The sequence below is a fragment of the Pseudoalteromonas sp. US3C1004 genome, assembly GCF_048401065.1.
In the GTDB taxonomy this organism is placed as follows: domain Bacteria; phylum Pseudomonadota; class Gammaproteobacteria; order Enterobacterales; family Alteromonadaceae; genus Pseudoalteromonas; species Pseudoalteromonas undina.
Genome location: NZ_CP183073.1, coordinates 74,108 through 95,658, shown reverse-complemented (window position 1 = coordinate 95,658; position 21,551 = coordinate 74,108). Strand labels below are relative to the sequence as shown.

The 21,551-nt window shown below is 41.6% G+C and carries 19 protein-coding genes and 1 pseudogene; 7 read left to right on the top strand and 13 right to left on the bottom strand.

The window, feature by feature from the left end:
* Positions 1–13: 13 nt before the first annotated feature.
* From ACNSN3_RS00465 to ACNSN3_RS00440, 6 genes are all read right to left on the bottom strand, one after another.
* Positions 14–352 (bottom strand): DUF3802 family protein, encoded by a 339-nt coding sequence (locus tag ACNSN3_RS00465; protein WP_010392083.1) that lies wholly within the window; start codon positions 350–352, stop codon positions 14–16.
* Positions 353–480: 128 nt separating this feature from the next.
* On the bottom strand, positions 481–1,950 hold the full coding sequence (gene astD, locus ACNSN3_RS00460) for a succinylglutamate-semialdehyde dehydrogenase (RefSeq protein WP_075170838.1): 1,470 nt from the start codon (positions 1,948–1,950) through the stop codon (positions 481–483).
* 15 nt (positions 1,951–1,965) lie between these two features.
* Positions 1,966–2,982 (bottom strand): arginine N-succinyltransferase, encoded by a 1,017-nt coding sequence (astA, locus tag ACNSN3_RS00455; RefSeq protein ID WP_055012478.1) that lies wholly within the window; start codon positions 2,980–2,982, stop codon positions 1,966–1,968.
* Positions 2,983–3,066: 84 nt separating this feature from the next.
* Entirely contained in the window at positions 3,067–4,272 is a 1,206-nt protein-coding gene (locus tag ACNSN3_RS00450; RefSeq protein WP_418608107.1) for an aspartate aminotransferase family protein, read from the bottom strand.
* 371 nt (positions 4,273–4,643) lie between these two features.
* Positions 4,644–5,804, bottom strand: a complete 1,161-nt coding sequence (locus ACNSN3_RS00445; RefSeq protein ID WP_010392076.1) for an HDOD domain-containing protein — start codon at positions 5,802–5,804, stop codon at positions 4,644–4,646.
* Between the two features lie 47 nt (positions 5,805–5,851).
* The gene (locus tag ACNSN3_RS00440) at positions 5,852–6,433 is read right to left on the bottom strand and encodes an anthranilate synthase component II (protein ID WP_010392074.1); all 582 of its coding nucleotides are present in this window, start codon (positions 6,431–6,433) and stop codon (positions 5,852–5,854) included.
* 249 nt (positions 6,434–6,682) lie between these two features.
* On the opposite strand from ACNSN3_RS00440, the gene ACNSN3_RS00435 reads away from it, so the two are divergent.
* From ACNSN3_RS00435 to ACNSN3_RS00420, 4 genes and pseudogenes are all read left to right on the top strand, one after another.
* The gene (locus ACNSN3_RS00435) at positions 6,683–6,925 is read left to right on the top strand and encodes a YdcH family protein (protein ID WP_418608104.1); all 243 of its coding nucleotides are present in this window, start codon (positions 6,683–6,685) and stop codon (positions 6,923–6,925) included.
* Between the two features lie 167 nt (positions 6,926–7,092).
* Positions 7,093–8,598 (top strand): glycerol kinase GlpK, encoded by a 1,506-nt coding sequence (gene glpK / locus ACNSN3_RS00430; RefSeq protein ID WP_418608102.1) that lies wholly within the window; start codon positions 7,093–7,095, stop codon positions 8,596–8,598.
* A gap of 14 nt (positions 8,599–8,612) precedes the next feature.
* Complete coding sequence (gene glpD, locus ACNSN3_RS00425; RefSeq protein WP_418609019.1) at positions 8,613–10,115, top strand: glycerol-3-phosphate dehydrogenase; 1,503 nt, start codon at positions 8,613–8,615, stop codon at positions 10,113–10,115.
* A 39-nt stretch (positions 10,116–10,154) separates the two neighbouring features.
* Positions 10,155–10,326, top strand: a pseudogene (locus tag ACNSN3_RS00420) (glycerol kinase); the annotation flags it as partial.
* Positions 10,327–10,449: 123 nt separating this feature from the next.
* Here ACNSN3_RS00420 and ACNSN3_RS00415 read toward each other — a convergent pair.
* Entirely contained in the window at positions 10,450–11,373 is a 924-nt protein-coding gene (locus ACNSN3_RS00415; RefSeq protein WP_010392061.1) for a LysR family transcriptional regulator, read from the bottom strand.
* 124 nt (positions 11,374–11,497) lie between these two features.
* Between ACNSN3_RS00415 and ACNSN3_RS00410 the strand changes: the two genes are divergently transcribed.
* On the top strand, positions 11,498–12,247 hold the full coding sequence (locus ACNSN3_RS00410) for a 3-oxoacyl-ACP reductase family protein (RefSeq protein ID WP_418608100.1): 750 nt from the start codon (positions 11,498–11,500) through the stop codon (positions 12,245–12,247).
* 226 nt (positions 12,248–12,473) lie between these two features.
* Positions 12,474–12,602 (top strand): hypothetical protein, encoded by a 129-nt coding sequence (locus ACNSN3_RS00405; RefSeq protein ID WP_258306477.1) that lies wholly within the window; start codon positions 12,474–12,476, stop codon positions 12,600–12,602.
* A gap of 11 nt (positions 12,603–12,613) precedes the next feature.
* Here the strand turns inward: ACNSN3_RS00405 and ACNSN3_RS00400 are convergent, their stop codons facing one another.
* Complete coding sequence (locus ACNSN3_RS00400) at positions 12,614–13,012, bottom strand: acyl-CoA thioesterase (RefSeq protein WP_008108428.1); 399 nt, start codon at positions 13,010–13,012, stop codon at positions 12,614–12,616.
* Positions 13,013–13,042: 30 nt separating this feature from the next.
* Between ACNSN3_RS00400 and ACNSN3_RS00395 the strand changes: the two genes are divergently transcribed.
* Positions 13,043–13,747, top strand: a complete 705-nt coding sequence (locus tag ACNSN3_RS00395) for a 2OG-Fe(II) oxygenase (RefSeq protein WP_010392055.1) — start codon at positions 13,043–13,045, stop codon at positions 13,745–13,747.
* Positions 13,748–13,818: 71 nt separating this feature from the next.
* Here the strand turns inward: ACNSN3_RS00395 and ACNSN3_RS00390 are convergent, their stop codons facing one another.
* The 5 genes from ACNSN3_RS00390 to ACNSN3_RS00370 form a co-directional block, all read right to left on the bottom strand.
* Positions 13,819–15,054 carry a cysteine desulfurase-like protein gene (locus ACNSN3_RS00390; RefSeq protein WP_418608097.1) on the bottom strand — a complete coding sequence of 412 codons (1,236 nt, stop codon included), beginning with the start codon at positions 15,052–15,054 and terminating at the stop codon, positions 13,819–13,821.
* Between the two features lie 10 nt (positions 15,055–15,064).
* Positions 15,065–15,697 carry a 2OG-Fe dioxygenase family protein gene (locus ACNSN3_RS00385; protein ID WP_008108423.1) on the bottom strand — a complete coding sequence of 211 codons (633 nt, stop codon included), beginning with the start codon at positions 15,695–15,697 and terminating at the stop codon, positions 15,065–15,067.
* A gap of 199 nt (positions 15,698–15,896) precedes the next feature.
* A complete protein-coding gene (acnB, locus tag ACNSN3_RS00380) occupies positions 15,897–18,494 on the bottom strand; it encodes a bifunctional aconitate hydratase 2/2-methylisocitrate dehydratase (RefSeq protein WP_138623575.1) in 2,598 nt (865 codons plus the stop codon).
* A 253-nt stretch (positions 18,495–18,747) separates the two neighbouring features.
* A complete protein-coding gene (locus ACNSN3_RS00375; RefSeq protein ID WP_010392045.1) occupies positions 18,748–19,812 on the bottom strand; it encodes an OmpA family protein in 1,065 nt (354 codons plus the stop codon).
* 322 nt (positions 19,813–20,134) lie between these two features.
* Positions 20,135–21,544 carry a protein adenylyltransferase SelO gene (locus ACNSN3_RS00370; RefSeq protein WP_418608094.1) on the bottom strand — a complete coding sequence of 470 codons (1,410 nt, stop codon included), beginning with the start codon at positions 21,542–21,544 and terminating at the stop codon, positions 20,135–20,137.
* Positions 21,545–21,551 lie beyond the last annotated feature (7 nt).

Genomic DNA, 21,551 nt, shown 5'->3' with positions numbered 1-21,551 from the left:
AAAGGGGGAACAATTAATTAATAGCGTTATCAAATAAGTTTTTAACTAGCCCAGCAAATTCATCAATAAAAGCATGCTGTTCTACTGTAACAGTGTGAGAGGTCACACTACTCAGCACTTCTTGTAAATCGTAAACAATGCCATCAACCTCGCGCACAATTTGACTGCGCTGCTCTGTAGAAAGGTCTGGGTGTTGTTGACAAATGCGTATGACATTTTCGGCAATTACATCTTCAATTAACTCAATAACGGTTGGCGCACCTGGCTTTATTTCGCCTGGTTTTTCAAACAACGCTAAGTTCTGAGTTAGGTACATTATTAAGTCATCGTACCCTTGCCTGTTTAAAACCATCGTTTATTTACCTCAAAAATACTGATTGCTTAATTTAAGCAGAAAGCACTAATAATTGCTAGCTTTGTGGGATTGCAATACAAAAAAAGCAGCCGAAGCTGCTTTTATACTAATTAAGTATTATTAACTTAATCTATTTTTAAGCCTGGGCTTAATGTAGCCGGCATGGTTACTTTTTCAAGTTCCACAGAGGCAACAGGGTATGCACAGTAATCGGCAGCGTAATAAGCGCTTGCTCTGTGATTACCTGAGGCACCAATACCACCAAACGGTGCAGCACTTGAGGCGCCTGTAATTGGACGGTTCCAGTTAACAATACCCGCACGAATACGACGTAAGAAATGATCGTAATCAGCTTGGTTATCACTTAGTAGGCCTGCTGATAAACCAAAGCTAGTGTCGTTTGCTTTATCAATCGCTTGGTCAAAGTCATCAAAGCGGAATACTTTTAAAAGTGGACCAAAATGCTCTTCATCTGGGAAGTCTTTAATATTTGTGCACTCAATAATACCCGGTGTAACAAAACCGGTGTTAGCTGTATGCTCAAGCTCAACTAATACTTCTCCACCTATGGCTTTTAACTCGTCTTGCGCTTTAACCATACCAGCAGCAGCGGCCGCTGAGATCATTGAACCCATAAACGGTTGGTCAGCGTCGTCGTAGTTACCAACTTTAATTGCTTTAGTCGCTGTAATTAAGCGCGCTAAAATTTCATCGCCTTTAGCGCCTGTTGGTAAAAACAATTTACGCGCACAGGTACAACGTTGGCCGCTTGAGATAAACGCAGATTGCACAATATCGTGCACTACAGCAAGAGTATCTTCTGCATCTTTAACGATTAGCGGATTATTACCACCCATTTCAAGCGCTAAAATTTTACCTGGCTGACCTGCGAACTGTTCATGTAAAATATGACCCGTACGTGAAGACCCAGTAAAGAATAAACCATCAATGCCTTTGTGTGACGCCAATGCTTTACCTGTTTCTACTTCACCTTGAACTAGGTTAATTACCCCAGCAGGTAAACCGGCTTTTTCCCATAGTTTAAGGGTTAGCTCAGCCACCATAGGTGTAAGTTCAGATGGTTTAAATACCACAGTATTACCGGCTAAAAGTGCAGGTACAATGTGGCCATTTGGTAAATGCCCAGGGAAGTTGTAAGGGCCAAATACAGCAACAACGCCATGTGGCTTATGACGGATCATCGCACGACCTTGCGGCATAGCGTTTTCAACATCACCAGTACGGTCTAAAAATGCTTTTTCAGCAATGGCAATTTTACCTACCATGGCGCCCGCTTCAGTACGTGTTTCCCAAAGTGGTTTACCTGTTTCTTGTGCAATAGCAACCGCTAGCTCTTCGCTGTGCTCTTTTAATGTTGCAGCAAAGGTTTTTACAATCTCTAAACGCTCGCTAAAGCTTTTATCAGCCCAGCTGTAAAATGCTTCACGTGCTGATGCTACAGCGCTATCTACTTGCTCTGCGCTTGCAGCTGATGCCTGCCAAATAACGTCGTTATTTGCAGGATTAACTGAGTTAAATTCTGTGCCTTGGCCTTGCGACCATTGACCATTAATAAATTGTGCAGGATGAGTCATATACTTTCTCCTAAATTAAACTGGGGTAGCAGTAACAAAGTCGCCCGATTTTAAATGTAATGCATCAGCAAGTTCTTGCGTAAGCACAAGGCTGTTTGAACGTGAATCAAATGCCATAGGAACAACGGTTGCTCTAAAGTCTTCAAGCTTATCATTGGCTAGCAATACCATGGTATCACCTGTCATTTCGCCAATTTCAACACTAAAGTTTTGTGCATTACGTACAGTAGCAATGTTATCTACTTTTGCTTCAACGGTTGGGCCTGCATCAAAAATGTCGACGTAACCATTAAAAGTAAAGCCTTCACTTTTTAATAACTGAATAGCTGGGCGCGTATTATCGTGTACTTGACCAATAACCGCTTGCGCTTCTTTACTCAATAAGTTGACGTAAATTGGGTATTTAGGCATTAACTCAGCAATAAACACTTTTTGGCCAATTCCCGTCAGATAATCTGCGGTTGGAAAATCCATTGAGAAAAAGTGCTCTTCAAGCCACTGCCAAAACGGGCTACTGCCGTTTTCGTCAGATACGCCACGCATTTCTGCGATAACGGTTTGTGCAAAGCGTTGCTGGTGCTGTTTTATAAACATAAAGCGTGCTTTTGAAAGCAGCTTACCGTTACAATTTTTACGATAACCGTCTTTTAAAAACAGCGTACACAGCTCTGTAGCTCCAGTGTAGTCATTACAAAGGGTGAGAATATCTACCGCTTTATATACATCTAGCGTGCGCGAAGAGTGAATCACTTTACTCAAATGATAGTGATAAAATGCGTCATCTAAGCCAACTGCCGCTTCAATACCTGAAGTACCAACTACTTCACCAGTTTCAGTATCTTCAAGAACAAATAAGTACCCTTCATCACCAGGTTGTGACGTGGTTTTTGTAAATGAGTTAACTGAATGTGCAATCTTCTTTTGTAATAACTCTTCATTATTAGGTAAAGAAGTAAAGCCATGTCCCGACTCGTCGGCAATGGTTACTAAAGCTGCATAATCACTTTTTTGGATTGGGCGAAGGATCATCATGAATCCGCTTACTCCCTTATATATAACGGTAAATAGGAACTGCAGGGCAAACAATGTTTGCCCTTAGAGAAGTTGAATTAGCGATTACGCATTTACAACGTGGGCTACTGCTTTTTCAAAGCGTGCCATACCTTCGCGAATATCAGCTTCTGGTATTACTAAAGATGGAGTGAAACGAACCACATCAGCACCCGCTACAAGTGACATTAAGCCATGCTCAGTACCTGCAACTAAAAACTCTTTAGCGCGCCCTTTGTACTGCTCATTAACTACGGCACCGATTAATAAACCTTGGCCACGAATTTCACTAAATACATGGTACTTTTCGTTAATCGCATTAAGTAGCTCGGTAAATAACGCCGCTTTTGCTTTAACGCCCGCTAATACTTCTGGATTGTTCACTGTATCAAATGCAGCTTCTGCAACTGCACAGGCTAGTGGGTTACCGCCGTAAGTAGAACCATGAGTACCTACTTTAAGATGCTGTGCAATCTCAGTGATTGTTAGCATAGCGCCAATTGGAAAACCGCCACCAAGTGCTTTAGCTGAAGTTAAAATGTCAGGTACTACGTTTAAGCCTTGGTATGCGTATAGCTCACCCGTACGACCAACACCTGATTGCACTTCATCAAAAATTAGCAATGCATTGTGCTTAGTACATAAATCACGAACGCCTTGAGCAAATTCGTCAGTTGGCGAGATAATACCGCCTTCACCTTGAATTGGCTCCATCATTACCGCACAGGTGTTATCGCTAATCAGTGCTTCAAATGCGGCAAGGTCATTGTAGTCACAATGAACAATGTCGCCTGGCTTAGGACCAAAACCGTCAGAGTAAGCCGCTTGACCGCCTACAGTAACCGTGAAGAAGGTACGACCATGGAAACCTTTATTAAAGGCGATAATTTGTGACTTTTCTGCACCAAATTTATCAAGCGCAAAACGACGCGCTAATTTAAGTGCCGCTTCGTTTGCTTCTGCGCCTGAGTTTGCAAAGTAAACTTTTTCTGCAAAAGTCGCATCAACCATTTTTTTAGCTAAGCGAAGCGCTGGCTCATTGGTCATTACATTTGATAAATGCCAAATTTTTTCGCCCTGCTCTTTTAATGCACCCACTAATGCAGGATGGCAGTGGCCAAGACAGTTAACGGCAATACCACCAGCAAAGTCGATAAACTCTCGTCCTTGTTGATCCCATACACGAGAACCTTCGCCTCGAACTGGAATTACGCTTGAAGGTGCGTAGTTAGGAACCATTACGTGATCAAATAATTCGCGATTGACTGTCATTTTATTTCCTCTTAATTGTGTGCATCACAAAGCAGTAGAATAGGGGGTGTGATTATTGTTAATAACCAAATGTGTCGGCAAAAAATAATAGCTATGTATTTGCCTGAAACTACGTTGTGGTTCAATTTTCAGGCGCTCATTATTTCAGAAATTTAGGGTTATGTCTCTTCAAAAACTTTCATGTACCCCTTTAAAATAAAGGGCTTAAGATATTATTTCATAGATAGTGAATAACTATTTGAGAGCTAATAATGATGTGCATTTACCTTAGTCAGCGCCTCTACAACGAAAAAAGCATAGCGCTTATAAACCAACTGCACATGAATAAGTAGAATTAAAGTGAATGAATAGTCGCAAAAAAATTAACAGATTTAATCGATTTGAAGTGCCAAATTAGTAAAATTAGCTGTTTGTAAGGTCTCTAACTCTTTTTTTGTAAACTTATAATAGCTAAACCAGCTTTGTAATTCATCGTCTTCAATAAGCTGGTGCTCTTTTAAATTTAAGTACTGAGAGTAGCAGCGAGCTTTTAAAATTACTTGCGATAATGGCAATAAGCTATCACCTTTTTCTGTCCCATTCACTAACTGCTGCATAACAGTGTTAAAGGGTAAGTATTTAAATGACATGGTTTCAATCACCTTGGCGCTAACAAGCAGTGATTTTTCATTCAGCAATGTCGTTAAAAATAGCGGGTCAGGTTTTAACTCCAACAACGCAGTGTGTAGGTTTTTGTCACCTTCTTCACGAGCACGCTGTATTTTGCGTTGCCATACTTGCTCAAACACTTTTAAGTATAAGCGCACTAAGGCAATTTGCCCCACATTTAATAACATGCCTAAGGTAAATGCATGCATGGGATTTAACCCATTAAGCTGCGCTAGAGTTTGTGCCGCAATAGCACATGACATAGTATTGTCTTTTAACCTGCGCTTTAATAGCGGAAATGGTGCGGTACTGTTTGGCATCCAATGGCGCACTGCAAAAGTAGGCACTACCAGTTGCAGGTTGTCTAAGCCTAAATAACGTAATGCCAATGCTGGGGTATCTACTTTGACTGAGGTGCCTTTACTGCGTTGCTTACGATAAAAAGGTAAATTAACTAAGGTAACCAGCTCTCGTCCAAGCCAGTTTAAATCGTTAATTAGCGGCTCTAAACGACCGACCGATGCCGCGCGTGTTGCAAGAATATCAAGTATCGCGGGCACATTATCATCTATACCAACAGTGTCTTTGATGACTAAATCTATGTCTTCAAGACGTTTGGCCATCACGGTTTCAATAACCGTATGTAATTTTTGACTGGTTTTTGCCTGTAACTTTTGATGTGAAGTACTTTTTTGTTGACGCTTTTGCTGAGCGGCCACTTCAACTTCTAATAAGGTACGCTTTTTAACGGGTTTACCGTCATTGAGGTCTAAGGTATGAATAAAGCCTATTTGCTGATTAGCAAAACTATGACCCAGTAGCAAATCATGCGCTCGTTGGTGTAGCACGTTAACAATTCGCTGTTGCTGCAATGTATCGGTCATAAACTCTATCTTAAGGCAAAAAAGGAAAATAGCTTACAGGTATAAGCCTAGAAGCGCGTTAAAAAGTTATCAAGTAAGGCTAAGCCTTGCTCGGTCAAAATTGCTTCAGGGTGAAACTGCACGCCTTCAAGTGCGAGCTCGTTATGCAACAATCCCATAATTTCATCACGCAGCCCAGTGTTGCTTTGTGTCCATGCTGTTACTTCTAGTTCTTTAGGCAATGAGTGTGCTTCAACAATTAAAGAATGGTAGCGGCACACTGTCAGCGGGTTGGGTAAACCTTTAAACATACCTTGATGCTGATGATAAATTGGCGATGTTTTTCCATGCATAACCTGTTTAGCGCGCACCACCTTACCACCTAGCACCTGAGCAATGGTTTGGTGCCCCAAACAAATACCTAATATAGGATAAGTTCCTTTAAATTGCTCTACAACAGATAACGATACTCCCGCTTCACTTGGGCTTTTAGGGCCTGGAGAAATCACAATATGATCGGGGTTTAACTGTTTAATTTCGCTCAGCGTTATTTGGTCGTTACGTTTTACCACCACTTCTTGATCTAATCGTTGAAAATACTGTACCAAATTGTAGGTAAACGAGTCGTAGTTATCGATCATTAAAAGCATGTATTAAAGTACTCAAAGTAATTAGGCGGATGGTTATTGCATGCATATTCTAACTGAAGGCTTTGCAGGTGTCAGTGTTTTGCAGCTCAGCTAATACAAATAGCTCGCTTACAATCAGCAATGGTTGATTTATTTTAAATCAGCCCAAGCTCTATTATATGAGTAATTCAGTAGTTACAAACTGTCTATCAGTAAAGTGACCTGCATTATCCAACAACGCATTAAATACGTATAAGCAAGGAGTAACCTATGTTAGGCGAAGACCATTCATTAACTAAAGACTTTCCTGATTACACGCAAACAATTGCAAAACTCAATGCAAATGATGAAAACTTTGCTACTAAAGCAAAACAATACAATGAAATCGATAAAGAAATTCGGGTACTTGAACTACAAGATTCACCTATCGATGACGAAGCTATGCAGCAGCTAAAGCACGACAGAATGATATTAAAAGATTGGTTACATCAACAATTAACGAGTACTAATTAATCACTATTGCTTGGCGTCTATTAAATAATAGGCGCCATAATTTAATTATCATTTCCCTCTCCTACCCTCTGCTAATCTATAATTTTAACCATTATGGTGCAAAAGCATTGCTATTCGTTTCGCTTAAAGACAAGCTATCTTTATCTAAATTAAACAACGTTATTTTTATGGCTAAATACTTACTCTCGATTGATCAAGGAACGACAAGCTCTCGGGCTATTTTATATAGCAAAGATGCACAGATGATAGGGAGTGCTCAACAAACCTTCCCTCAGCATTTTGTAAAAAATGGTTGGGTTGAACACGACCCTGTAGATATTTGGCAAACTGTATTAACCAGCGTCAAAAACCTCTTAGCGCAGCAACAAGTAACCGCCGCCGACATAATTGCCATCGGCATTGCTAATCAGCGAGAAACCACTTTAGTGTGGAATAAAAAAACTGGGCAACCTATTTATAACGCGATTGTATGGCAAGACCGACGCACTAGTGAATATTGCGATAGTTTACGTCATGCCGGGCATACAAAAATGGTGAATGATAAAACCGGTTTAGTACTCGACCCTTATTTTTCTGCAACCAAAGTTCGTTGGATTTTAGATAACGTTACTGGCGCTAAAGAGCAAGCACATGCAGGTGAACTAGCATTTGGCACGGTAGATACCTACTTATTGTGGCAATTAACCGACGGTAAAGTGCACAAAACCGATGCCACTAATGCCTCACGAACTTTACTGTTTAATATTCATCAGCAATGCTGGGATGAAGAATTACTGGCTTTATTTGATATCCCACTGGCTATGTTACCTGAGGTAATGGACTCAGCGGCTGATTTTGGGTTAACAAGCAGCGAGTTGTTCGGTAGTGAAATTCCTATTTGTGGTATTGCTGGCGATCAGCAAGCGGCTTTAATTGGTCAAGCCTGTTTTGAAGAAGGTATGGCAAAAAGCACCTACGGAACAGGCTGCTTTTTAATGCTTAACACTGGCGATAAAGCACTAAAATCAAGTAATCGTTTATTAACCACTCTTGCATATCGGCTCAACGGCAAACCAACCTATGCGATTGAAGGCAGCATTTTTATGGCTGGTGCCACCATGCAGTGGATAGTAGAAGGCCTAAAACTATTAGAAAACGCAGGTGAAAGTGAAGCCCTTGTCAAAGGTGTTCCTTTAGATCATGGGGTGTTTTTAGTGCCCTCGTTTACTGGCTTAGGAGCGCCCTATTGGGATGCAAATGCAAGAGGCGCTATTTTAGGCCTAACCCGAGATTCAGGCATTAGTACTATTGTCGCAGCTGCCTTGCAGTCGGTGGGTTATCAAACCAAAGATTTACAAAAAGCCATGGAGGGTGACGGACTTCGCCCTAGTATTTTAAGAGTTGATGGCGGCATGGCAAACAATAATTGGGCCATGGCATTTTTAGCTAACATTTTAGGCGCAAGCGTTGAACGCCCAACCTTGACCGAAACCACTTCATTGGGGGTTGCCTACTTAGCAGGCCTGCAAACTGGGGTATATGAATCTACTGCGCAGCTTGCCAACATGTGGAAAAGCGATCGTCGCTTTGAACCAACCATGAGCAGTGAAGAGCGCAACGATTTATACGCAAAGTGGCTACATTGCATTGCACAAGTTAGACTTTCTAATAGCACTGACGACGAGAGAGACTAAACACTGTGAAATCTATGAGCTCACACGACAACGAATATGACTTACTCATTATTGGCGGCGGTATTAATGGCGCTGGCATTGCAGCCGATGCTAGTGGTCGTGGCTTAAAAGTACTCTTATGTGAGCAGAACGATTTAGCCTCTGCTACCTCTTCTAATAGCAGCAAACTTATTCATGGCGGGCTTCGCTATTTAGAGAACTATCAATTTAGATTGGTAAGAGAGGCCTTGCGTGAGCGTGAAGTACTGTTAAAAAAAGCACCTCATATTATGTGGCCACTGTCTTTTCGACTGCCGCACCAAGCACATTTGCGTTCGCCATGGATGATCCGCATGGGGTTATTTATTTATGACCATCTAGCTTGGCGTAATACTTTACCCGCTTCAAAAGCGATTGAGTTTAACCGCGATAGCGTACTTAACAGCAGCATCACCCAAGGCTTTGAATACGCAGACGGCTGGGTTGATGACGCGCGCTTAGTGATTTTAAACGCACAAGCAGCGCATAATTTGGGCGCCACCATTGCAACACGCACGCGCTGTATTAAAGCCACCCGTAACGCAGACTATTGGGATGTGACTTTAGAGCAGCAAGCCAGCAAACAACACCTAAATATTAAAGCTAAAAGTGTTGTAAATGCTGCTGGCCCTTGGGTCGCGTCATTATTTGAAGATGTATTTACCCAGCCCACACCACATACTGTTCGTCTTGTAAAAGGCAGTCACATTGTGGTGCCTCGGATCCACAGCCAGCCGGTTGCCTATATTTTACAAAACGAGGATAACCGTATTGTATTTGTGATTCCTTATGAGCAAGATTACTCACTAATTGGCACCACGGATGAAGAGTACACCGGCGATATTACTGATGTAAAAATTAGTGAGCAAGAAATCGAATACCTGATCAGTATTACTAATCATTACTTTAAAAAGCCAATAAGCGAAGCGGATATTGTGCACACATTTAGTGGCGTGCGCCCGCTGTTAGATGACAAATCAACAGATGCCCAAGCGGTCACCCGCGATTACAAACTGATATTAAATAATGAGGCTGATCATGCTCCATTATTAAGTGTGTTTGGTGGCAAAATTACCACTTATAGAAAGCTTGCAGAAAATGCCGTCAATAAGTTAGCGCCTTTTTACCCAAAAATGAGTGGCTCGTGGACGAAAAACACCCCTTTACCAGGCGGCGACTTTAGTAACCAAGCATACCTTATCGCTCAGTTAGAAAGCAGCTACCCTTGGCTGTCAATCGACACCTTAAAACGTATGGTTCGCAGTTATGGCACGCTTAGTTTTCAATTATTGGGTAAAAGCCAAGCAATCGGCGATTTAGGTTATCACTTTGGCCATGGCTTATATGCACAAGAAGTTGATTACTTAGTTAACCATGAATGGGCAAAAAACAGCGCAGATATATTGTGGCGCAGAACTAAGCTCGGACTACGCTTTACTGAAAAACAAGTCATTGCCTTAGGGCAATATTTGACTAAACATCCTGCTTGCCACGACTAAACTGCGATTAACTCGTTGCAACAAGGTGCTGTGATGAGTGAGCGCCTTACTTTAACCGAAACCACCTCACTGGGGGTGACTTACTTAGCAGGATTACAAACTGAGGTGTATGAATCAACTGCGCAGCTTGCCAAGCGTTCGCCGCTTTGAACCAAGTATAAGCAGTGAAGAGCGCAACGATTTATACGCAAAATGGCTACATTGTATTGCATTGAACAAGTTAGACTTTTCAATAGCACTGACGACAAGAGTGAGCAAGTAAACACAAGAATACTTATGGGCGCACACAATAATACTAAAAGTACCTGCGATGTCGTACTTCGATTAATCAAAATCACAAAGAAGCCTCAAAAACATCTGGATGACGGCTAGCTAAAGTAATAATCTCATCTATGGTGACTCTTATTTTAGGCAGAATGTAAGGTGTTTTTAGCCAAACAATACTGATGGGTGCTCCTTCGCCATTGAATTTCTCTAATACAGGGCATAATTGCCCATCATCAAGGTATTGCTTCACTAACCATACTGGTAGTTGAGCTAAACCTGCATCAGATAAAGTCGATTGCAAAATACCTTCACAGTCGGCTATCTCATGACGTGCTGAAATATCAACAGATTCGGTTGCCCCTTTAGCATTTTTCAGCAGCCAACTATGCCTTTGTCCTATAGGCCAACCGACGATGCAATCATGTTGGGCTAGATCTTCTTTTTTGGTAATCGGCCCTCGAGTTGCCAAATAAGAGGGAGAGGCACATATCACCCTTTTTTGCTCCCCAATTTTACGTGCAACAATATCGCCCGAGTTTTCTAAGTGCCCAACGCGGATCGCAAGATCAATCCCATCACTAACTAAATCCGTAGGACGGTCATTAAAGGTAATAGATAGATCTAATTGCTCGAACTTGGACGTTAATTCTAGCAACTTGGGTAGGATTGCTCTTCTACCGAGAACTGCGGGTAAATCAATACGCACACGCCCTGATGGCAATAACTGTTGATTGCTTAAGCGCTTCTCTGCTTCCTCTAAAATGGTCATCGCTTTAAGGCAGTCGGCTAAATAGGAATCCCCATCATTGGTTAACGCGATGCGTCGAGTTGTTCGATGAAGGAGTTTGGTGCCTAGCTGTTTTTCTAGTCGAGCAACGCTTTTACTTAAAGCTGAACCGGTCATTCCAAGCGCTTGAGCCGCAAGGGTAAAACTCCCCAACTGCGCAACGGTGACAAAGTGACGAACTTCTATAAATTGGCTTTTTAACATCATTAATTCCCTGCAGGACTTTGTGTTTATCATTTTAAAGACTTAATAAACCAATGTGAATCGATTATTCTGCATACATCAACGAGATTATTCACATCAACTAATTTTAATTAAGGTAAACATAATGAATAACTTCAATAGATTCAGTGGGAAGGTTGCTTTTATCCAAGGTGGCAGTCGCGGTATTGGTGCCGCCATTGTTGAGAGGTTGGCATTGGAGGGAGCGTCTGTTGCTTTTACATTTGTGTCATCTCACGAAAAAGCTAAAGCGATTGCTGAGAACTTAACTTCACAAGGTAGCAAAGTCATCGCAATAAAGGCGGATAGCACTAAGCCTGAAGATATCAGAAATGCAATCAGCGAAACCATAGAACAACTTGGTCAAATTGATATTGTCGTAAATAACTCAGGTACGCTGATCTGGGACAGTATTGAAAAATTGACAATGGATAATTGGGACAAGACCATTAATACCAATGTAAGAAGTGTGTTTGTGGCTATTCATGAAGCCGCGAAACGCATGAAAAATAATGGCAGAATAATCAATATCAGTAGTACGAACGCTCAGCGCATTCCTTTTGCTGGCGGTTCAATATATGGAATGAGTAAGTCTGCACTAACCGGATTGGTTAAAGGTCTCTCTCGCGATCTAGGCCCTAGAGGCATTACAGTTAATAACATTCTTCCTGGTCCAGTCGATACTGACTTAAACCCAGACAATGGCGATACTTCGGAGCCTGTAAAAGCAATAGGTGCACTTGGTCGTTATGGTCAAGTGGAGGAGATTGCGAGCTTAGTTGCATTCGTTGCTAGCTCAGAAGCGGGTTATATCACTGGCGCTGACTTGATGATCGACGGTGGATTTTCCGCTTAATCAAGATATGCGGTCGAGTAACTCGTGATTTATCAATCTAACTTCAGCAATCATCGATACATGGTCAGTAAAGAGAAGTACTATGGTTGGCCTATTTCAAGGCCAACCTTTTTAGCATACCTACAAATAGCAATTAGCTGTCACAACATAAAAATCCAATATTAAATACTGGAGCCCACAAAAAAGAGGCTACCAATCGACACCTTAAAACGTATAGCGCGCAGCTATGGCACACTTAGTTAACCATGAATGGTTAAGAACTAACGCAGATATATTGTGGCGCAGAACTAAGCTCGGACTACGCTTTACTGAAAAACAAGTCATTGCCTTAGGGCAATATTTAACTAAGTCATAGCTAAACTGCGATTAACTCGTTGCAACAAGGTGCTGTGTTAATGCAGCTTTTTCATCAGCCGAAAGCATTTGCTTTGTTTTGCTGGCAAAGTCATAACGTACCATGACCGTTTTACCAATAGCGCAACACTTATCTTGCTGCCAGGCTTCTTGGCGGATCACAAATGAGCTATTACCAATCTGCTCTATGCTGGTGTTAATTGTCACTTCATGAGCATAAAATAGCTCGCCGACAAACGACACTTCAACCTTAGCAATAATTAACTTCCAGTTGTGAGGATTAAGATCAGGGGTAAAAAATTTAAAAATAGGTACTCGGGCGGCTTCAAACCAAACTGGGAGTACGGTATTGTTGATGTGTCCGAGTGCATCCGTTTCGCTAAAGCGCGGCATCACTTTTTCAGTAAACATAATAATCCATAATAATTAAACAGGTAACTCATGACGGACTTTATCCGCGTATATGACAACGCGCTCAGCAGTGACTTTTGTGATAACTTTATCACCACCTTTTCTCAAAGCCCGCATATTAAACAAGGGATGACATCGGGCGGCGTTGATCTTAATAAAAAAGATAGCCACGACCTGCACTTAAACAATCATCCTGAATACGCAGAACAATTAAAACATATTCAACAAACCACTGCACAGTATGTTTTTAAATACATTGAAGAACATATTTTTATGATGATTGGGGCATTTGGTTTAAAAGTATATCACCCAAAAACAGGTCAGCCGGTAGATTTGACTCATGCCAATTATGACGAAGTAGGTAAACCACAACTTCCTTTATTGGTGCAGCAAATTTTTAGGCTCGGTAATATTCAAGCACAAAAATATGAGGTCAATAAAGGGGGCTATCCGTATTGGCATAGTGAGGTGTATCCGCAGTTACAACATAATGAAGCCCTGCACCGGGTATTGTTATTTATGTTTTATTTAAATGATGTTGAAGAAGGCGGAGAAACCGAGTTTTATTATCAAAATCGTAAAATAGCCCCTAAAAAAGGCTCCATGGTGGTTGCTCCAGGATATTTCACGCATACACATAGAGGCAATAAGCCAGTATCAAATGATAAGTATATTTTAACCTCATGGGTTTTGTTCAATCGAGCAGAGCAAATATATGGAACGCCACAAAGCTAGGTAATCAGCCAATAAAAAAGCCATAAGTAATTTTTACTTATGGCTTTAAAAAGTATTGAATAAATAAGGGATTAACCTAGTAGCTCATCAAACAAATTAAATAGCGTGTCCATTTCTTCTAGAGTGTTGTAGTGCATGCAACCAATGCGTACTACGCCGCCCTTATCAAGCACACCAAGTTGTTTGCATAAACCTTGGGCGTAAAAATTACCATCCCATACACATACATGTTGTTTGCCTAAAAATTCAGACACTTGGCGAGGCTCTAACCCTTCAAAGGTCAGTGCAAACGTAGGGGTACGCTCACTTAAGCGTTCTAAGTCATCAATACCAAACAATTTAATACGCGGATAATTAACCAGGCGTGTTAAAAAGTATTCACTAAGCGCCATCTCGTGTTGTTTCGTTTTTTCAAACGCAACACGCAGTTTTTCTCGGCGTGAGTGACTGTCATCAAGTTCGCTAATTGCCGCAATGTAATCAACCGCCGCAATAAAGCCCGATAGTGCTTCAAAACTTTGGGTACCAGTTTCCCAACGACCAGGAGCAATATCTTTTGCTGGCTCTACTTTATAAGGTGTAAACCCTTCTAAATGCGAAGCTTTACCGTAAACCATACCTAAGTGCGGGCCAAAAAACTTATATGCAGAGCACGCTAAAAAGTCACAATCTAACGCTTGCACATCGATTAGTTCATGAGGGGCATAATGCACAGCATCAACATACACCAATGCACCGACATTGTGCGCAAGCTCTATAATGCGTTTAATATCGTTAATAGAGCCAGTGGTATTTGATGCATACGTAACGGCAACCAATTTAGTGTTAGCGTTTAATAAGCTTTCAAAATGCACCATATCTAAACTGCAATCGGCTTCGTTAATTAGCGCAGTGTTAACCACTGCACCTTTATCTTCAGCGGCTTGCTGCCAAGACGATACATTTGAAAAATGATCTGCATTGGTCACAATAATTTCATCGCCTGCTTGCCAACTGCGTGAAATCGCACGACTGAAGCTAAACGTAAGGCTGGTCATGTTCGGGCCAAACACAATATTTTGTGCACTAGGCGCATTTAACAAATCAGCCGCCGCTTGACGCGCATTAGCCATTAACTCAACCGTTTTGTCACTTGAGAAAAACGCACCGCCCAAGTTTGAATTGTAATGCCCTAAATAAGCGGTCATGGCACTGAGTACCTGCTGGGGTACTTGTGAGCCACCAGGCCCATCTAAAAATACCGGTGACTTGCCATCAACCGTTTGCATTAAAGCAGGAAATTGCGCGCGCAATTGCATTAAATTCATTTTATTTCTCTTAAGCAGTTAGTACAAAACAATCCAGGTAACCTGGTTTGTTAGCATCAATTTTGTTCATTGGCGTGGCGTTATGCCATACCTGACGGTCATTAATTAGTGCAAACATGCCGTCTTTTATTTCCATTTTAAAACAAGGTTCAGCTTGTTGGTTTTCATAAACCAATAGCTCACCACCTTCTAAATTCTCATGAGAAACACCACATACACACACATGATCAAACCCGTCTTGATGCACACCTTCTGGGGCTGCTGGCGTGTCGCTATCAATGGCAAGCATTCTAAATTGGTGAATTTCAATATCACGCTCTGCATCAATACCGGTAATCGCACAAAATTCGCTAACAATACTTTTCATACCCTCAGACTCAAGCAAGCTTTGCTCTAAATTTTCGTAAGTACGTTCAACATTACCTTGAAAGGTATTAATTGAATCGTCTTGCACAAACGCTTTAGTCGCTTGAAGATTAAGCTCACCATTTTGTAGTTTAACTACTGAATAACGGCGTTTGCGAAACGCACCATCTGCATATGGGTTTGCAGGTAAGTTATCAAAAGAAGGCTTAACCAAATCAATGTTGGCTTGGTTAATAAAACGAAGTTGCAGTAAATTCTGGTTGTTTAATGCGGTCATAAAATCCTGCTTATAATAATGATAATATTGGCAGGGATTTTAATGCATATAGCGAGGATTTTTTGCTTTATTATTCAACTAAAAAGTAAATAATACTTAAATTTAATTCAATATAAGATTATTAAAGCATGAATAATCCAAATTAAATTCAAACGACAAAAAACCCGCCGAAGCGGGCTTTTCATTCAAACTCTATTAATTATACAGCTTGCTGAATAATTACGTTGTCTGCTTTTTTAGTGTATTGAGGCATACGGTGGAAGTTCAAGTAACGGTAGGTATCTGCTGCCGTTGCATTGATTTTCGCTGCATATTCTTGGTACTCAGCCGGAGTAGGTAATTTACCTAAAATTGCCGCTACTGCTGCCAGCTCTGCTGAAGCTAAGAACACATTTGCGCCTGTACCTAAACGGTTAGGGAAATTACGTGTTGAGGTAGACACAACCGTTGCTTTATCTGCAACACGTGCTTGGTTACCCATACACAGTGAACACCCAGGCGTTTCAATACGTGCTCCAACACGACCAAAGATACCGTAGTAACCTTCGTCCGTAAGCTGGTCTTTGTCCATCTTAGTTGGCGGTGCAACCCAAAGCTGTGTTGGAATACGACCAGTAAAGCCATCGAGTAATTTACCTGCGGCACGGAAGTGACCAATGTTAGTCATACAAGAACCGATAAATACTTCATCGATTTTCTCGCCTGTTACATCAGACAGTAAACGCGCATCATCTGGATCATTTGGCGCACAAAGTACCGGCTCTTTAATGTCAGCTAAGTCGATTTCAAGCACATGCTTGTACTCAGCATCTTTATCCGCTTCCATTAGTTCTGGGTTAGCTAGCCATTCTTGCATTGCTGTAATACGACGTTCGATTGTACGTACATCACCGTAGCCTTCAGAAATCATCCACTTAAGCATAACAATGTTAGACTCAAGGTATTCGCTGATCGACTCTTTAGAAAGCTTAACAGTACAACCTGCAGCTGAACGCTCTGCTGATGCATCTGATAGTTCAAATGCTTGCTCAACAGTTAAGTGCTCAACTCCTTCAATTTCTAGTATACGACCAGAGAACTCGTTGATTTTACCTTTCTTCTCAACCGTTAATAGCCCTTCTTTAATACCGTAGTAAGGGATGGCATGAACGAGGTCACGCAACGTGATACCAGGCTGCATTTCACCTTTAAAACGAACCAAAATCGATTCAGGCATATCAAGTGGCATAACACCTGTTGCTGCTGCAAATGCGACCGCACCTGAACCCGCAGGGAATGAAATACCTAATGGGAAACGCGTATGTGAATCACCACCGGTACCTACGGTGTCTGGTAATAACATACGGTTCAACCATGAGTGAATTACACCATCACCAGGACGAAGCGATACACCACCACGGTTCATGATGAAATCAGGAAGTGTATGATGCGTATTTACGTCAATTGGTTTAGGGTAAGCCGATGTATGACAGAAAGACTGCATGGTTAAATCTGCAGAGAAGCCTAAACAGGCTAAGTCTTTAAGCTCATCACGTGTCATAGGACCCGTGGTATCTTGCGAGCCAACCGTAGTCATTTTTGGTTCACAGTATTGGCCTGGGCGAATACCGGCAACATTACATGCTTTACCCACCATTTTTTGCGCAAGCGTAAAGCCTTTATCTGACACTTCAGTAACTGCTGGTACTTTAAATACGTCAGTTGCACCTAAACCCAGTGATGTACGTGCTTTGTCTGTAAGACCGCGACCAATGATCAGTGGAATACGACCACCAGCACGAACCTCATCAAGAATGACCTCTGATTTAAGTGTGAACGTAGAGATCACGTCATCAGTACCGTGACGTTTAACAACCCCTTCATAAGGGTAAATGTCGATTTGGTCACCCATGTTGAATTCATCAACATTTAATTCGATTGGTAATGCACCCGAGTCTTCCATTGTATTGAAAAAGATAGGCGCAATCTTGTTACCTAAACAGACACCACCTACGCGCTTATTTGGGACAAATGGGATATCAGCACCCATAAACCAAAGCACAGAGTTAGTAGCAGATTTACGTGAAGACCCGGTACCAACAACATCACCTACGTAAGCAAGTGGTAAGCCTTTAGTTTTTAATTCTTCAAGTTGAGTGACAGGACCTACTTCACCGTTTTTGTCAGGATTAATACCATCACGTTCTGTTTTAAGCATCGCTAGTGCGTGAAGTGGAATATCAGGACGTGACCATGCATCTGGAGCGGGTGATAAGTCATCCGTGTTTGTCTCACCAGTGACTTTAAATACAGTAACCGAGATCTTTTCAGCAACAGCTGGCTTATTAGTAAACCATTCTGCGGCAGCCCAAGACTCAATGATTTGTTTGGCGTATGTATTACCTGCTTTTGCTTTTTCTTCTACATCGTAAAACGCATCAAACATTAGTAATGTGTTTGCAAGGCCCTTAACTACGATTGGCGCTAACGCTTCGTCATCAAGTAGGTCAACCATTGGCGCGATATTGTAGCCACCAAGCATAGTACCAAGCAATTCAGCTGCTTTTTCTTTAGAAAGAAGTGGAGAAACGGCTTCACCTTTTGCAACTGCCGCTAAAAAACCAGCTTTAATATAGGCTGCATCATCGACACCCGGCGGTACACGATTGATTAGTAGTTCTAGGACGAATTCTTCTTCACCTGCCGGTGGAGTTTTAATTAGCTCAATAAGATCAGCCGTTTGCTGAGCATCTAATGGCGCTGGTACGATACCTAACGCGGCACGTTCTTCTACGTGTTTACGATATTCTTGTAGCACAGTATTGCCCTCTTGGTGACGTGAAAGTATTCGGTAGTGTTTACAAAACACACTATAACCCAATACTTATAGTATTCTAACGCTCGATTATAAAGCTTTTATACATAGATTAAAATCCATCCACTTGGGCAACTAGTTATATCGATTATTAATAATATGAATAGTGAATTTCATAAAATCAACTTTCATGAATACTTATTAACAGCCATAAAAAAACCCAGCATAAGCTGGGTTTTTACTTAATTAGAAACTATTAACGTAGTACTTTTACACGTTTAATAGATTTTACGTGTGCTTCAACACGACGGTTTTCAGCGTGTGCTTGTGCCGTATTCGCTTCATTTTTAAGGCGTTCTTCGCCTAAGCCAGCTGTTGTAATGCGATCTTCTGCAATACCATCAGCAATTAGCTTTTTAGCTACTGCATCAGCACGTTTTTTAGATAACCATTTATTGTAAGACGCTTTACCTACTGCAGACGTATGACCTTCAAGAAGTACAGTTGTATCTGGGTACTCTTTTAAGAAAGACGCTACTTCGTCAATATCATTTAAGTACTGCTGTGAAACTGACGAGTCATTGTTAGGGAATGTTACTAACAAGCTTACTGTTACTTCAGTATCTTCATAAAGTGTACAACCATCACTATCAACCGCATCTGTCATCGGTGTGTTAGCACATTTGTCATCTACATCAGGAATGCTATCTTTATCAGTATCAGCAAGTGTTACCGGCACTGGAACAATTTCTGGCTCTGGTTGTGGTGCAGGCTCAACTGGTGCTACTGGCGCTGATTTTTGGCCGAAAAAGTAGTTAATACCTAATTTTGCGCCAACATCTGTGTAGCCTTTGTCTAAACCTTGGTAAACACTGGTTTCAGCATTTACAAAGAAGTTGTCTGTAACAAAGTGTCGGTAACCTACACCTGCATTTACAAACGTGTTGTCATCAACAACATCAATGTCTTTCAGACCGAATAAACCGTAAAAAGGGCCGCCGCCAAAGTGGTAAAGCGCATCGATACCGTAACGTTCGCCGTCAATATCGTTGCGGTTGTTAAGTACTTTGTCATGTGCATTAAAATCTAGGTCTGCGTATTCTAAACGTGCGCTCCAGTAATCATTAAAGCGGTAACCTAATTCAGCACCCCAACCTGTTGACTCATTAACGTCAAGGCCAGCCTGCTCACGCATGTTTTTCCACGAAGCATCGTAGTAATCACCGAACGCACCAATGTAAAAACCTTCTTGTTCGGCAGCAAAAGTAGATGCGCTAGTTGCAGCTAACGCTATGGCAATTGTAAGTGATTTTAATTTCATTGTTTTCTTCCCATTTTAACAACTAAAAATGTAGCTAAGCATTGCTAGCTCTTCTAACTTACCTATACAGTAACTGAGCCTTTGTTAATCAATACTTAACGCAAATATATTTTTTCAATATCTTAGGATAATAAAACTAGCCCATAAAAAATGTTACTGAACAAAGACTAGCTCAAAAAGCAAACAATCGCTTTAAACCCCATACGATCACTAGCCTTTATGGATGTTATGGTATCATTCGTTCATAGTTTGCTCTATGAATGAACATCGCAGGGGTAAAAAATGACCTTTTATATTCATTTTAAAATGCAATAAACCATACTTAAGTACCGCAAAAAGTACGATAATTCTTATCATCTTCGGGCGGCGTTTGAAACTCAGTGGCCTGCGCATGGCTTGTGTAAGGGCTCGACATCACTTTGCTAAAACGACTGAGTAGCTCACTATCCCCATGCGTAGTGTACTGAGTAATAATATCTTCAATAATATGGTTACGTGGGATCACGCTCGGATTGGCTTGTCGCATCACTTGATAGCTGTGCTCATTAGTTCGTGTTTGCCATTGCTGTGCCCAAGAGGTAAGTGCTGATGGTATTTCAGCTTGCCCATTTAACGACTCAGTGAGTGCATTAAAAGTATTGGTATAATCAAGCTGGTGTTCTTTTAATAGCCCTAGTAACTCCCCCACCAGCTCATTATCTTTATCATCAGCTATTGTTAGCCCTAACTTTTGTGCCCACATAGCGCTAAATTGCTGATTAAATTGGGTCGAAAAGTCTGCAATGATAGGTGTCAGCATTGCTACGGCTTGCTCATCGTCGTCACTTATTAGTGCCATTAGACTCTCAGCTAAGCGAGCACAGTTCCAACTCGCCATGTTTGGCTGATTACCAAATGCGTAACGCCCTTGCTTATCAATAGAGCTAAACACGGTATCAAAATCAAACTGGTTCATCATGGCACATGGACCGTAATCTATGGTTTCACCACTAATTAAGGTGTTGTCGGTATTCATTACCCCATGAATAAACCCCACCCTCATCCAACTTACGACTAAGTTAACTTGATTGGTTATCACTACGGCTAGAAAATCCAAGTATCGCTGGGCGCCAGTGCTGTTAATTTCAGGGCAATGTCTTTGAATGGCTAAATCGGCTAAGTTTTTTAGACTGGTCAAATCGCCTTGGGTAGCTAAATATTGAAACGAGCCAACTCGAATATGACTACTCGCGAGTCGCGTTACAATAGCGCCAGGTTGCGGCGGGTTACGATAAACAGTTTCACCACTACCAACCACGGCTAAACAACGCGTAGTAGGAATGCCAAGCGCATGCATTGCTTCGCTCATTACGTACTCACGAATAGCAGGTCCTAATGCACAGCGCCCATCTCCACCACGCGAGAATGGCGTAGCGCCAGCGCCTTTTAATTGCAAATCCCAAAGCTGGTTTTTATCATCACTGATCGCGCCAAGTAAATGCGCTCGGCCGTCTCCTAAGCGTGGAGAAAAATGACCAAACTGATGACCCGAATACCCTAATGCAACTGCAGAAACTGCTTGAGGTTCATTTCCACTGAATATATTTGCTCGAGAATCTGCATTCACTTGTATATTAAATTGTTCGGCTAAGGGCTCATTCCATAACAATAACCGTGGCGCTGTCACCTTGGCTGGATGATCGCTAATTGCAAACCCCTCACCAATGTCGGTATACCTTGGCACTAATTTCATGTTTAAT

Bases quoted from the DNA above. Each gene is read 5' to 3' on its own strand.
- ACNSN3_RS00465 (WP_010392083.1), bottom strand. From the start codon at position 352: ATGGTTTTAAACAGGCAAGGGTACGATGACTTAATAATGTACCTAACT.
- astD (WP_075170838.1), bottom strand. From the start codon at position 1,950: ATGACTCATCCTGCACAATTTATTAATGGTCAATGGTCGCAAGGCCAA.
- astA (WP_055012478.1), bottom strand. From the start codon at position 2,982: ATGATGATCCTTCGCCCAATCCAAAAAAGTGATTATGCAGCTTTAGTA.
- ACNSN3_RS00450 (WP_418608107.1), bottom strand. From the start codon at position 4,272: ATGACAGTCAATCGCGAATTATTTGATCACGTAATGGTTCCTAACTAC.
- ACNSN3_RS00445 (WP_010392076.1), bottom strand. From the start codon at position 5,804: ATGACCGATACATTGCAGCAACAGCGAATTGTTAACGTGCTACACCAA.
- ACNSN3_RS00440 (WP_010392074.1), bottom strand. From the start codon at position 6,433: ATGCTTTTAATGATCGATAACTACGACTCGTTTACCTACAATTTGGTA.
- ACNSN3_RS00435 (WP_418608104.1), top strand. From the start codon at position 6,683: ATGTTAGGCGAAGACCATTCATTAACTAAAGACTTTCCTGATTACACG.
- glpK (WP_418608102.1), top strand. From the start codon at position 7,093: ATGGCTAAATACTTACTCTCGATTGATCAAGGAACGACAAGCTCTCGG.
- glpD (WP_418609019.1), top strand. From the start codon at position 8,613: ATGAGCTCACACGACAACGAATATGACTTACTCATTATTGGCGGCGGT.
- ACNSN3_RS00415 (WP_010392061.1), bottom strand. From the start codon at position 11,373: ATGTTAAAAAGCCAATTTATAGAAGTTCGTCACTTTGTCACCGTTGCG.
- ACNSN3_RS00410 (WP_418608100.1), top strand. From the start codon at position 11,498: ATGAATAACTTCAATAGATTCAGTGGGAAGGTTGCTTTTATCCAAGGT.
- ACNSN3_RS00405 (WP_258306477.1), top strand. From the start codon at position 12,474: ATGGCACACTTAGTTAACCATGAATGGTTAAGAACTAACGCAGATATA.
- ACNSN3_RS00400 (WP_008108428.1), bottom strand. From the start codon at position 13,012: ATGTTTACTGAAAAAGTGATGCCGCGCTTTAGCGAAACGGATGCACTC.
- ACNSN3_RS00395 (WP_010392055.1), top strand. From the start codon at position 13,043: ATGACGGACTTTATCCGCGTATATGACAACGCGCTCAGCAGTGACTTT.
- ACNSN3_RS00390 (WP_418608097.1), bottom strand. From the start codon at position 15,054: ATGAATTTAATGCAATTGCGCGCGCAATTTCCTGCTTTAATGCAAACG.
- ACNSN3_RS00385 (WP_008108423.1), bottom strand. From the start codon at position 15,697: ATGACCGCATTAAACAACCAGAATTTACTGCAACTTCGTTTTATTAAC.
- ACNSN3_RS00375 (WP_010392045.1), bottom strand. From the start codon at position 19,812: ATGAAATTAAAATCACTTACAATTGCCATAGCGTTAGCTGCAACTAGC.
- ACNSN3_RS00370 (WP_418608094.1), bottom strand. From the start codon at position 21,544: ATGAAATTAGTGCCAAGGTATACCGACATTGGTGAGGGGTTTGCAATT.